Source organism: Cohnella sp., assembly GCF_041641335.1.
Lineage (GTDB): Bacteria > Bacillota > Bacilli > Paenibacillales > Paenibacillaceae > Cohnella.
On sequence record NZ_JBEPYQ010000001.1, the window covers coordinates 91,703 to 105,065 of the forward strand.

Sequence of the window (13,363 nt, forward strand, 5' to 3'; positions counted from 1 at the left end):
TTTTCAATCCGTCTCGGGAAGGTACTGGGGAACCGTCAGGGTGGTCGTCGTTCCGTCGCCGGGCTCGCTCGTAATCGCGATGCCGTATTCGGCGCCGAATTTGAGCTTGACCCGCTCATTGACGTTTTTGAGTCCGTAGCCGCTCGACTGCGTCGAGGCGACGGCCCGAACCAGCTCTTCCGGCATTCCCGGCCCGTTATCGCGAACCGTGAACACGATCGCTCCTTCCCTGGCGGCAGCGGCGACGCGCAGCATTCCTCGACCCTCGCGCTTCTGATTCACCCCGTGCTGAATCGCATTCTCGACCAGCGGCTGTAAAATCAGATTGATCGTAGAGTATCGAAGCGCCGACTCGTCAATCTCGTAAGTTACGTCGAAGCTGTAATCCTGCATCAATTGAATGACTTCCAGATAAGAACGAACATTGTCCAGCTCGTCGCGAACGGAAATGATATTGCTGCCGCGATTCAGCGCGGTCCGATAAAACCGCGACAGCGAAGTGACGGTATGGCTGATGTCGTACGCCTCCTTGCGAAGCGCCTTCCAGTTGATGAAGGAGAGCGCGTTGTACAGAAAATGCGGATTGATCTGCCACTGAAGCGCTTTCAACTCCGCCTCCTGCTGCTTGATTTTTCCGTTATACGATTCTTCGATCAGCGCGTTGATCCGCTCCAGCATGCTGCCGAACCGGTTGGTCAGCTCGCCGATCTCGTCGCGGTCCGCGCTGTGCACGTTCAGAGTCAGATTGCCCATCTCCACCTTCTTCATCATCACGTTCAGCGCTAGAATGCGCCGGATCATCGTGCGAGAGAACAGTGTAATGACCGCAAGCATAATCGCGATGCAGACGACGATCATCCCGACGGTTGCGCTGATAATCGATCCGGCCTCGACCGAAGCCCGGTCGGCCGGCACGAACCAGTAGATCGTCCAGTCGCTTTGCTTCAACGGCTTCCGGGAAAGAAACAGGCGCGTGTCGCCCAGCTTGACGGTCCCGTCCTTCTGCTTGAGCAACTCCTCCGCCGTGAAGTCGGCGAAGCGGGCCGCGAATTGGTTGGCGTAGACCAGCCGGCCCTGACCGTCGGCGATGACGACTCCGTTGTCGCGCTGCATTTCCGCCACGCTGAAGATCGTCTCGGCATTCAGGCTCATATAGACGACGTGGGTGTTATCGCTCCCCAGATTGCGGGGGAACTTCGCCGTCACGAACAACCCGTCGTCATAAAACCAGCGGTATTGGTTGGGAGCGGAATCGAGCGTCACCCGGTACCACTCCGCGTCGGCGACCCGTTCGGACGACAGCAGGAGCGTGTCGTATTCCGGCACGTCTCCTTGGGCGTAGAGCGTAATTTTCGCCACCGCGTTGTCGAGGTTCTTCATCATGTTGACATAGGGAGTCAAGTAGCCGTTCAAATCCCGCGACAGATTCACCAAGTCGAGGTAGTCGTTCTCGACGATCTTCTGGAACGTGACGTTGTAAATAATCGATCGAAGCGTGTGGCTGTACCTTTCGAGCGAGCTGTCGATGCTGCCCGTCACCGTCGCGACGTTCTTGTCTATGCCTTCAAGCGTCCGGTAATCCAGCATCTGCCGCGATTGGTTGTACGCATAGACGCCCAAAATCAGGATCGGAATAATGACGACGACCATGTACGAGAGAAACAGCTTGTTCTTGAACCGCATGCGGTTGAACAGTCCGGGCGAAGGCAGGTTCATAGGCTACGACTCCTCCCGGAATTGAGCGGGCGTTTTGCCGAAATGGCTTTTGAACAGCGAAATAAAATAGGGAACGTTGCCGTAGCCGACCTGCGGCGCTACGTCCACCACCTTGGCGTTGGTCGTCAGCAGCAGCTCCTTCGCTTTGTCCATTCGGTACAGCGTCATATATTTGTTTAAGCTGATGCCCTTCTGCTTCTTGAACAAGTAGCTCAAATAGCTCGGCGACAAATACACCCTCTCCGCCAGTCGCTCCAAAGACAGATCCTGATCGTATTCGCGCTCGATCCATTTCACGACCTCTTCGATCGCTTTCGAGGAGCCGTCCCCGAGCCGGGCGGCGCTTGCAGGCGAATGCTCTTCCAGGATCTCCCTCATGACCAAGCGCAGATCAGTGAGCCTCGTCGTCTTGTGTACGCTTTCTAGATGCTTGTTGAAGAGCTCGAAGTTTTTCCGCGCCGAGGCGTCGAACAACGCTTTCACGACTTCCATGCATACGTATTTGACGTAAATGGACGACAGACGATCGCTATTCTGCAATTGATCGAACAACTGCTCGAATCTCAAATAAGCGAAGTCGAAGCGCGTGCGCTCGATGTGCTGCTTCACCTCGTCCAGCATCCCCTGAACGCCGGCCGTCACCTCGTCCTCCGCCGTTCGATTCGTCTGCACGACCGTTCCTTGACCCCAGAAAAACTTTCCCTCCAGCATCGTCTCCATCGTCTGGTATTCGCGAATCAGTTGGTCGAGCGTCTCAACCGGACCGCTGACGACAACGGCGACGTCCTGTCCGTACTCGGTCAGCAGCCGCTCCGACAACGTTTGCGCGATGCGCACGAATTCGTCCGCGTTTTCTCCCGGCTGCGCCTCTGCAAACAGCAGCGCCTGGAATTCGTTGAGATGAAACCATTCGCGCCACCGCCCGACAACGCTGTCGAGCCGCTCCTCGAAATCCGGAGGAGTGCGGTCGAAGAATCGGCTTCTCGCATCCAGCATCAGCAGACGCAGATTGGGCTCGTAGCCGAAATCGGCCAGCCTCATGCCCGCATACTCGTCCGGCTGAAGCCTCCCGGAGAGCAGATCGGCCAGCAGCCGATGTTTCTCCATCCGCGATTCCCGGTTGTACGCCATCTCCATCCGTTCCAGCTGCGCCTTCTCTTGCCGCTCCTCTTCGCACTGCTGAATGGCCTGGGAGAGCACCTTCAGCGCGTCGGTCACCTGAATCGGCTTCAGCATGTAGCGAATGGCGCGCACGTCGATCGCCCGTTGGGCGTATTCGAACTCCCCGTAGGCGCTCATGAAAATAATTTTGACCGGCCAGCCCTCTTGCCTGATCCGATCCGCCAGCTCCAGTCCGTCCATGCCCGGCATCCTAATGTCCGACAGCACGATATCGACCGGATGACGCTCGAGATATTCCAGGGCGCTCTCGGCGCTGTCAGCCTCGGCCAGCTCCAATCCCAGCCCGAACTTGCCGACCAGAAACCGCACACCCTCTCTTTCAAACCTGTCGTCGTCCACCACGAGCATCCTCAACATGCCGCTTCCCCCTTCTGCTTGCCCGAATGTTCAACACCTTGTTCGACACGAGGATACCATCCTCCTGCTGTCAACACCTGGACTAAGAGTTCGCTGCCGTTCGGAACGCGCTTTTAAACGAATCGGTCATTACGGAGGCTGACGAACGATTAACCGTGCATCCGGTCCCCGAACAATACCGGTTCATGACGACGAGGCTGGTTACGCGCAAAGAGCAGTTCGGCAGCAAATCGTTCGCAGCATTCGCGAACTGCATTAAAGCGGCGGGTATTTGAGCGAACGAAGAGGGACATTACAGGTCACAAAATCGACCCGACCGCCGATTCAGGCGATTGGGTCGATTGGCTGTTTATTCTATATTAGAAGCCGATGTCGTCTCGAGCCGCCGCTTTTTCGGCTACGAAATCCGCCATTTCCTGCGCGCCTGCCGCCCTGTACTTGTCTTGGATGTCGCGCAGCATTTTCAGCGCTTCTTCGTCGGATTTGGCGAAGAGGGCTTTCCGGAACTCGGTGTCAAAATTCAACGAGTTGGTGGCATCCCGGTATTTGTCGTATTGCGGCCATTCCCTGGCAACGTAGTTGGCGCTGATCTTGTCGATCACCTTGATCGGCATTTTTTTCCAGAAGCTTTCCTCCAGCTTCCTCCACTCCGTCTTCTGGTCCTCCGGCTGAGGCCAGGTCACATCGGAGGAGAAGGCCCCAATGAATCTGCCGGGCAGGAAGTTAAGTCCTTCGTCGCGCTTCTCGTCCGGGTTATCGTCATACTTCTGCTTCACTTCGGGGAGCCAACGAGGCTGCCCGTTATCCAGCGTATACGTCTGGCCTTCGACGCCCCAGTAGGCGAGCAGACGGCCTTCTTCGCTATTTACATAATCGAGGTAACGCAGCGCCGCTTCGGGATCCTTGATTTTGGCGCTCAAGAAGATAACCGGGAATCCGCCGCGTCCTGGCGTAGCGACCTGCGTCGCGATTTCCCCGTTTTTGTTTTTCATCGGTCCCAGCAGTTCGTACTGCATTTCCGGGTTCGTCTTATAGAGCGTTTTGGACAGTTGATCCATCATCGGTTGGGCTCCGTACACGGCCATCTTGCCGGTAGCGAGCTTCTCATTCGCCGTCGTATCGGTGTTGCTGAAGGCTTCGGGATCGAACAAGCCGTTCGAGATCAGCTTTCTCATGAACAGCAGCCGGGGCTCCTGGTCTTCGCCAAGGGTCCAATGCGTTACCTTCCCTCCTTCCAGACGGAAGTCCGAAATATTGTAATCCGACCACCCCATCAGGTATCGGCCATAATCCCAACCGTTGTGCATGGTGCCGGCAGGGATGACCGACTTTCCGCCGATATCCTTGAAGTTGCCGTTCTTGATTTGGGTCAGCAGGTCGTACAGTTTATCTTGCGTATCGATATCCGCGGCATTCACGTTCAAAGCCTTCAGAATATCTCCCCGCGCATAGAGCCCGTAATTCCAGTTATGAATGCTCTCCAGCGTACCGTCCGGCGTCTCCACCGGAATAAAATACTGCTTGCCTTCGAACTCCGGGCTGTTCATCTCGAATTCGTAAAAGTCCTTGGACACGCCGGTCGTCAGCAGTCTCTTCACGTTGGGATATTTATCGAGATAAGGGGTCAAATCCAGAAGCTGCCCTTCCATTGCCGCTTTTTTGATGACTTGCCCTTCTCCGGAGGTCGTCGACCAGAAAGGAGCGTTGACGATATCCGGAACCGTGTCGGAAGCAAAAATCGTGTTCAGTTTTTCAACTTCGCTGGTTGTAATGGATTCCAGCTTCAACGTTACGCCGACTTTCTCCCTGATCTGCCGCGCAACGAGATTGTTCTCCTGATCTTGCGGGAATGCGCCGCCGCCTCCGTTCCAGGCGCTCAGGTAGGTCAACGTAACCGCCTTGGGCGCTTCCGATCCTTTTTGCTCCGAGCTTCCCGAGGGAGTCCCCGAACTGTTGCTTCCTCCGTTCCCGCTGCATGCGGCCACAGTCAGTACGAGCATTGGGACGGCAATCATCATGCTAAGCGAACTTTTCAACTTTGTGTTGCGCATTTGACAAGCCCCTTTCGTTTGCTCATTTTTTTATATAAAAGGCCATGCCTCTTATACCGTCGACTACTCCTTCAGCGAACCTACCAGCACGCCTTTAACGAAATATTTTTGCAGGAACGGATACACGCAGATGATCGGCGTCGTAATAATGATGACGAAGGTCATTCGAAGCGCTTCCGGGGTTACGCCGCGCAGCCCCATCTGGGACTCGCTCATGTTCTGAATGCTGGAGCCGCCGCTTGATCCCGTCATCGTCTGGAAGGAAGCTTCGCTGATCATCTTGTTCAGGAACGTGGCGGCAGGATAGAGGTCTTCGTTCTGAATGAAGAACTGTCCGGTAAACCAATCGTTCCAGACGCCTACCCCGACGAACAAGGCGATCGTGGCCAGAACCGGCATCGACAAGGGGAGAATGATTTTCGCGAATACCGACAGCTCGCTGGCTCCGTCGATTCGGGCCGATTCCGAAAGGCTTCCCGGAATTCCGTCGAAAAAGGTTTTCATGATAATCGCGTTGAAAAAGTTATACATCATCGGCAGAACGAGCACCCAGTACGTGTTGAGAATCTCCAGCTGCCGGAACAGGATAAAGGTCGGAATAAGCCCGCCGCTAAACAGAGTGGTGAAGAAAAAGAAGAAAACGATATACTTCCTTCCCGGCAAGCCTTTGCGCGAAAGCCCGTAGGCCAGCAGAGCCGTCAGCAGAACGGAACTTACGGTCACGATGAACGTTCTTGTAACCGAGATCATGAAGGAGTTCAAGATGAGCGGGTTGTTGAACGCCTTATTGTAGTTCTCGAGCGTAAAGACCCGCGGGAAAAAGTAGATGCCGCCCTTCATGGCGTCGTAGCCGTCGTTGAATGAAAGCGCAAGAAAATAGATAAAGGGATAAAGTGCCGTCAGGCTGAACAACGTCAGCACCGCATAATTAAGCGTCGAATAAGCTTTATCGGCTGCAGACATTTTTCTTACGCCCATACCCGCACCTCCTTGGTTCATGTGATAAAATTCGCCGGCTTACCATAGTGATACGTCGCTGACCTTTTTGGAGATCTTGTTGACAATCACAATCAGAACCAGCGAGATAGCCGACTTGAACAAGCCGATCGCCGTGGAGTAAGCGAATTGCCCCTGCTGGATGCCCGTTTTCAACACGTAGGTATCCAGTATCTCCGCGACGCTTATGGTTGCGGGCGTCTGCATGAGCCAGATTTGGTCGAACCCCGCGTTCAGGATGCCGCTAAGGGAGAAAATCAGCAGAATGCCGATCGTAGGCGTAAGGCAAGGCAGCGTAATTTTAAATAAGGTGCTCCAGCGGCCCGCTCCGTCCATTTCCGCCGCCTCGTACAAGTGCGGATCGATATTGGTCAAGGCAGCCAAATAAATGATCGATCCCCACCCGACGCCTTTCCAAATATCCGAAATAATGACCAGCGGATAAAATAACGACGTCATGCCCATAAAAAAGATCGGATCCAGCCCCATCTTTTCACGGATGTCGTTAACAAGTCCGACGTTGGGCGAAAGAATCTTCTGCATCAGCGTCACAACGACGACCCAGGATACGAAGTGCGGAAGATAGGATATCGTCTGGAAAATCCGCTTTATTTTATTGCGAAAGACGGCATTCAGCATTAAGGCAAGAATCAGCGGCGCCGGGAATCCGAACAGCAGCTTGAGCGCGCTGATGGACAGCGTATTGTAGAGCACCGAGTAAAAACTGGAATCGTTCAGAAACTGTTCGAAATACCGAAAGCCCGCCCAAGGGCTGCCTAGTATTCCCATGTTATATTTGAAATCTTTGAACGCGATCAAAATGCCGTACATCGGGTAGTAGCAAAATACGAGATACCAGACGATCGCGGGGAGCATGAATAAATAGATGTGTCTGAAACTCCATACCTTGGTCCAGGTTTTGTTCGTTCTCGTCGGCAAGACTCCCGCTCTCGCTTCTTTCACGATCATTGTTTCTCCCACCTCCTGCAAAATGCAGCCCCTCGAAGCGCTTTCAAATCCGGGGACTGTTATATGGAATCGTTTCCATAAAAGTGACACTATCCTCCGGTCGGTCTATCCGCAGAAGCCCGGATGGAACAGTGACGTCAGCTTCCCCAGTCTACTCGCACGTTCGCTTTGTTTTCGCTCCCGTGCCGGTATTCCAGAAGAACGCTTCGGGTCCCTGAGTCCCAATCCCACGCAATCGATTCCGTCCTCCCCTCGCATTCAAGCGCTGCGGAGACCGGCATGCGAGGACAATAGAACCTTGCCGTCGCGCGCAGGCTTGCAGGCCCTCTCGCAATGAACGTAAAGCCGTTAGCCTGCGAGTCCAGTTCCTCGATTCGGGACGAAGCGGAGATAACCGCCGCCTCGTCGGCCGCCGGGCGGCCAGCCTCCACGTCGAACAGCAGCGTCTGCTCGCCCGGCATCAGGCGCACCTCCCGCTTGACGGGCAATGACGGGTCGAACAAGTCGACGACCGGCCCGTCGATGACCAGTGGCTCATCGGCAACCGACTCCTCCATCACCGCCGCGATCACGTAAGGGCCTCGCTTGATCTTGAAATACGGCTTCGCACGCCAGCTGAGCGCCGAATCTCCGAGCGCCTCCATCGTCTGCCTGACCAACGAGCGCAGCGCTTCCGCTCCCGCCTCCGACGCGGCGCAATCGTCCGGACGAACGGCGAGATACCCGACCGCTCCTTTGCCCGCCTTGTAGATTCCGCCATCCGCCCCGCCAAGCTGCAGCTGCTCGAACAGATGCTCGCGAGGCGAGCCGTACGTCCGCGCCCTTCCGCCGGAGCCCTTGCTCTCATTCCACCATGCCCGAATCCGGTGATACGGATCGGAGTCGTCTCCGACATAGATCAGCGCTCCTCCTTCCCTCACCCACCCGGCCAAAGCGTAATGAAGGTCTGGATATTCCGGCTTCATATATTCGTAGCTGAGCAGAAGGACGCGATAATCCTCCAAATAGTGAGCGAAGCGACGCACGTTATCCAACTGTACCGGCCGAACGGGGATGCCGTGCTTCAGCAGAGGCAGCGCGAGTCCGTAGAACGGCGAGAAATCAAGCAGCTCCGTATCGCCTTCTTTCTTGAAGCCTTCCGGATCGGTGCCGTCGTACTTGCCTGCGTTGGCCGCCTCGGATTCCGGCTTCATGCGCTGGAACATCGCGGAATCGGCGATCAACACCCCGATCCCCTGCGCCGCGTCTTCCGTCTCGACCTCGTCCTGGGCCATGTTGCCGAGCGTATGCATCACGTGAAGCAGCGTTGTCGCGTAATCGGGCGGAATCGCCGCCTTCCCGATACCGTCCTCCGAAGGGTATTTCCCCTGAAAAATGCGGCGGGGCCACGGGGACACCTCGTAATGAGCAACTCCGGGATGAAGAAGCGAAGCGACGACCGTCTTGATGTAATTCTGCTTGTAATCCGACCAGGTGTAGTTCGGATTATCTTCGATCGGATCGTGGAGAAACCACATGCGGCGGTCGGTCCCCCTAACCAGCTCCTGCATGATGCCGTATTCGAGATAAGCCGTCTCGAAGGTTCGTTCCTTCCGTAAGCCTTGATACACGTTGGGCGTCCGCGACGTCCCCGTCCAGATCTGGGCGATGTACCCGTCGATCGACGGAAGCTCCAGCAGCCTGGATTCCGGGCTGACGATCCGCCACTGCGTGTAATTGATCAGGCTGTGGGTCGGAACGTAGAAGCGCAGCCGGCGACCGTACTTGAGCAATGCGTAATCCTTCATTTCCGCGCACAGCCGATCCAGAGCCCGCGTATATAAAAACGCTTTCAATTTCGAAGCGCGATACTGCGCGTCCGGCGATGCGTGCGGGGGAGACCAAGGCTCTCCGTAATACAGCAGCCACTCGCGCTTAAACGCCTCGGAGTAACCCCCGTTGACCCAAAATTCGGGCTCCTCCAGATGAATCGCCTCCACGCCCGCGTCTACCGCGATGCGGATGCGTTCGGCCAGAAAATCGGTAAAGCTCAGCGTAGGCACCATGTAAGGAATGACGACCGGCTTCTTCCCGTGTACAATCATCTCGCCGCTGCGGTCGGTCTGCGCCTCGTCCCAATGCGTCCGCCCATCCGTCTTGCCGTCCAGATAGTCGTTGTACGTCCCCCATGCGATGCCGGTCATCAGATGGACGATATATCCTTTGTCCCTCCACTGGCCGATTCGCTGCTCCATCGTGCCGTCGATGCCGTACACCATGACGAAGTCCGTCTGCAAATCGTAATCCGGGTGATAAGCACCCGATTCCTGGAACCCCGTCCGTTCTTCCGTTCGATTTCTCGCCATGCCGCCCAACCTCCCGCTTTGTCCGGATGTGAATCGAAGGTGTTGCTCTCTTTGTCAACGAATATAATATATATCTTTTATATATTCAATATGTTTTTACAAAATAATCAAAAAAAATAGGCAGGCGCCCCTCATCCGGAAAGGCTGCCTCCCATCGTCCGCCTTGCTATTCAATTTGTGACAACATTCCTCGCGCGCTTAACGCTGCCGGTTCGCTCCGGACGTCTGACGAATGACCAGACGCGGTTCGATCAGCGTTTTGTCGAAATGCTTCGCGTTCCGCTCCCCGCGGATAACCTCAAGCAGCTTGCCCGCCGCTTTGACGCCCATCTCTCTCTCGAACTGGTTGATATGGGTGAAAATGCTGAACTCCTCCACGATTGAAGTCGGGTCGTCGAAGCTCACGATCGACACGTCGCCCGGCACATCGAGTCCCGCTTGCCGCGCCATTTGGTAGATATGCACGCCCAGCCTGCCGTTCAAGGAGATATAGGCGGTCGCCATCCGGTTGCGGATATAGCGGAACAACGGATGGCCTTCCGATTCCTTCAAGCTCTCGGCCAGCGTAAAACCGGTAATCATATGGGCCGGGTTGATCAGCGCGCCCTTATCCTTCAGCGCCGCGATATATCCCTCGATCCTTTCCTGTACCGTGACGGTCAGCAGCGGGGAATCGGAGCAGATCGCGATCTCGCGGTGTCCGAGCTCCCAGAGATGGTCGATCGCGAGGCGAACGCCCTGCCGGCCGTCCGAGGCGATGAAGTGCGTCTCGACGCCCGGAAGATGCCTGTCCATCAGAACGAACGGGTAGCCTTCGAACTTCATGCTTAGAATTTCCTCGTTATAGTGCTCCTCGTCCACCGGGAAAATAAGCAGCCCTTCCGCCCCGAGCGCCTTCAACTCCTTGATGGCCGCCTTTTCCTTCTCCAGCTTGCCGCCGGACAGCACGATCATGCACCTGTAGCCTTCCGCCCCGAGCGTGCGCTGTATGCCCTCGATCAGCCGAATGGCGAAGTAATCGTCGATGGAAGGCATCACCAGGCCGATCAACCCCGTAAGCGCCCGCCCTTCAGCGGAGCCGCCCCGGCTCAGCGTGGCAGCGACGGACGACGGCGCGCCATTCCTCGACCCCTTGTCCGCTACGAAGCTCCCCTTCCCGGGCACGCGGGTAATGACCTGCTCGTTGGCCAATCCGGTCAAGGCGTTGGCCACCGTGATTTTACTGACCTGGAATCGCTCCATCAGCTCTTTCTCCGTAGGAATCCGGTCGCCGGTCTTCATTTCTTCCACGGCGATGATATCCCGGATATAGTCCTGTATTTGTTGATACAGCGGGACGCGCTCGTTCGTGCTCATCGTAATCACCAATCCCATAGCGGTATATGCAATATATATTATATTCCTTATTGGCAAAGAGCAACCAGAGATCCATCCTAAAGCCCGCAAGAACGGGTACTCCAGCCTATCCCGCGCCGTATTCAACGACCATTTTTCGCATAAAATCGACTTTCATCTCTATCGCAAAAGCAAGTTTCGTGTGGAATCGTTAGAACATTTGTCGAACATATTGAAAATTATAATTAAATATATTTAATATGTTTTAAGAAGTCAAATCTGAAAAGAAAGAGGAGTGAATGTGATGTCCCGAAAGTTGGCCGCTCCATGCATCGCCGTACTGTGCGCCCTTGTCTGCTCGTTCGGAACAGCCGCCGCTTCGGCCGGTCCCTCCGCGCCGCAAGCGGGCAAAATCGTCTGGCCCAAAGGGCAGGCGCTCCCGAGCTTCAAGCAGGCGAAGCATCTGGACGTCGCCGACGTTTACGACGCGCCCGGCGACGTCAAGCTGTTGATGAGCACGCTTCAAGGCATCGTCAATCGGAAGGAGCCGCGCATTTATTTGCTTGAAAATCAGGAGGAAGGCAGACTGGCCTGGCTGAACGACCTGTCCGTTCCTTACTGGCTTCACGACGACTACTGGGACGTGTTCGACGCTTACCGCAAGGAAATTAAAGGCGTCGTCGTCTACGATCCGGCGGTTCCGGATTCCGTCAACGTGGCGACCACGCTCGCGGGATTGGAGGACGCCGTCGTCGCCAGCCCCGAGCTGGCCGCCAAATTGACCGCGATGCCGTACGGCCTGAACGTGGTGAAGGACTTCCGGGGGATGTTCAAAGATCGCATGGACGCCTATACCTGGCAGTACGACAACCTCTGGAGCCGGACGACCCGGCGTATGCTGGTCGGGCTCAGCCCCGACACGGCGATCCGGATCGCGCCCGGCCTGCCCGCTTCCTTCGAGACGATCGCGGAGGAGAAGGAACAAATACGGGACGCGAGCAACCGTCAGACCTACTCTTTCGACTTGTCCGCCTTCCTCGGCAAAGAGGCCGTCTATGTCCGCTTCGACGACGCTATTCCCCAGGACGGCTGGGGCCCTGCCGTGCACCAAGTAACCGTCAAAGCGGACGGCAATCCGATCGCGCAATTTACCGCGGGCACCCCGGACGAAGAAGCTTATCTGCACGATCGGCAGAACTCGCAAGTCTCCGAAGGCCAGGGCGGGCATCGCTTCGCGGATAACGGTCGCTACTTCGTGTACAAATTCGCTCCTCCCGAGGGAACGGCGCGATTGACGGCCGAAGTGGATATGTGGAACCAGTACAAAGTATCCGCGGGCAACGTCGAGCCGCCTTCCGCCGAACGGAAGGAGCCGTACGGCTACCTGCGCGACTATGCCGTCGCCAATAAAGCGATGGTGTTCTGGCTGGAGTCGAACGTGCCGGAGCAGAAGGCGCTCTTCGAGCGGATCTTGTCCGACGTCGAGCCCGGCACTCCGTACCTCGGCTGGTTCAGTAACGACGTGGACGGCGAATTCAGCGGCGTCGAGATCGCTTCGCGCTACGGCGTCTACGTGCTAGCGGCCGACTGGTTCAGCAACCTGACCGTATTCTCCGGCACGAAACCTCGTGCGGCTCCTCCGGCCAAGCAGGCGAAGCAGAAGTTGGAGAATAAAATCTACGTCACCTATACGTTCAGCGAAGGAGACAACTTCCAGTACAATCAGCACAGAATGCGCGTGCTGTGGGACGATTCCGCGCGGGGCGAAGTCCCGATCAACTGGACGTCGAGCCCGCTGCTGCACGACGCCGCTCCGGCAATCCTGAACTATTACCGCGGCACCGCGACGGACAACGACCTGCTGATCGCCGGGCCTTCCGGCGCCGGATACTTCTATCCGAGCGCTTGGCCGGCCGATTCGTTCGCGGACTTCCTGAAGCGGACTTATCCCTACCTGAAGAAAACGGGAATGACGGTTCCTTACGTCTTGAACCGGATCGACAGCGACAACGTGCCGCTCGAACCGGAGATCGCGGAAGCGTACCGGAAGCATTACCATGCGCCGGGCCTGTTCTTGAGCTGGGAAGACCGGCACGGCGTAGAGCTCGCCAACGGCAGCCTGCCGGTCTCGACGATGCACGGCATCAGCACGGTGCAGGACGGGCAGGCCGTTCTCGCCGAAGCGAAGGCCGACTGGGACGGACGGTCCCCGCTGTTCGTCTCGCTGGGGCTGCTCGCTTGGAGCATGACGCCTTCGGACGTCGCCGCTCTCCAGGCGTCGCTCGGTCCCGAATACGAAGCCGTTCTCGCGGATCGCTACTTCTCTCTGATTCGCGAAGCGCATGGCCTTCCGCCCGTCCGCTGACGAAGCAAAGTAGGCCATCGGAAGAGCAAAGAGCCGACCGATAGAAA

8 protein-coding genes are annotated in these 13,363 nt (G+C 56.5%); 1 reads left to right on the forward strand and 7 read right to left on the reverse strand.

Features of this window, described 5'->3' with window-relative positions; translation table 11 throughout:
- Window positions 1-3: 3 nt before the first annotated feature.
- From ACESLM_RS00440 to ACESLM_RS00470, 7 genes are all read right to left on the reverse strand, one after another.
- Window positions 4-1,716 carry a sensor histidine kinase gene (locus ACESLM_RS00440; protein WP_372628950.1) on the reverse strand — a complete coding sequence of 571 codons (1,713 nt, stop codon included), beginning with the start codon at window positions 1,714-1,716 and terminating at the stop codon, window positions 4-6.
- Window positions 1,717-1,719: 3 nt separating this feature from the next.
- Window positions 1,720-3,255 (reverse strand): response regulator transcription factor, encoded by a 1,536-nt coding sequence (locus ACESLM_RS00445; RefSeq protein ID WP_372628952.1) that lies wholly within the window; start codon window positions 3,253-3,255, stop codon window positions 1,720-1,722.
- Between the two features lie 359 nt (window positions 3,256-3,614).
- Entirely contained in the window at window positions 3,615-5,306 is a 1,692-nt protein-coding gene (locus tag ACESLM_RS00450) for a type 2 periplasmic-binding domain-containing protein (RefSeq protein WP_372628953.1), read from the reverse strand.
- A gap of 63 nt (window positions 5,307-5,369) precedes the next feature.
- A complete protein-coding gene (locus ACESLM_RS00455; protein WP_094045318.1) occupies window positions 5,370-6,284 on the reverse strand; it encodes a carbohydrate ABC transporter permease in 915 nt (304 codons plus the stop codon).
- Window positions 6,285-6,323: 39 nt separating this feature from the next.
- Window positions 6,324-7,271 carry an ABC transporter permease gene (locus tag ACESLM_RS00460; RefSeq protein ID WP_372628955.1) on the reverse strand — a complete coding sequence of 316 codons (948 nt, stop codon included), beginning with the start codon at window positions 7,269-7,271 and terminating at the stop codon, window positions 6,324-6,326.
- A 137-nt stretch (window positions 7,272-7,408) separates the two neighbouring features.
- Window positions 7,409-9,616, reverse strand: a complete 2,208-nt coding sequence (locus ACESLM_RS00465) for a hypothetical protein (protein ID WP_372628957.1) — start codon at window positions 9,614-9,616, stop codon at window positions 7,409-7,411.
- A 198-nt stretch (window positions 9,617-9,814) separates the two neighbouring features.
- The gene (locus ACESLM_RS00470) at window positions 9,815-10,972 is read right to left on the reverse strand and encodes a GntR family transcriptional regulator (RefSeq protein ID WP_372628959.1); all 1,158 of its coding nucleotides are present in this window, start codon (window positions 10,970-10,972) and stop codon (window positions 9,815-9,817) included.
- A 283-nt stretch (window positions 10,973-11,255) separates the two neighbouring features.
- Here ACESLM_RS00470 and ACESLM_RS00475 point away from each other — a divergent pair, with 283 nt between their 5' ends.
- The gene (locus ACESLM_RS00475; RefSeq protein ID WP_372628961.1) at window positions 11,256-13,316 is read left to right on the forward strand and encodes a GxGYxYP domain-containing protein; all 2,061 of its coding nucleotides are present in this window, start codon (window positions 11,256-11,258) and stop codon (window positions 13,314-13,316) included.
- Window positions 13,317-13,363: the final 47 nt, after the last annotated feature.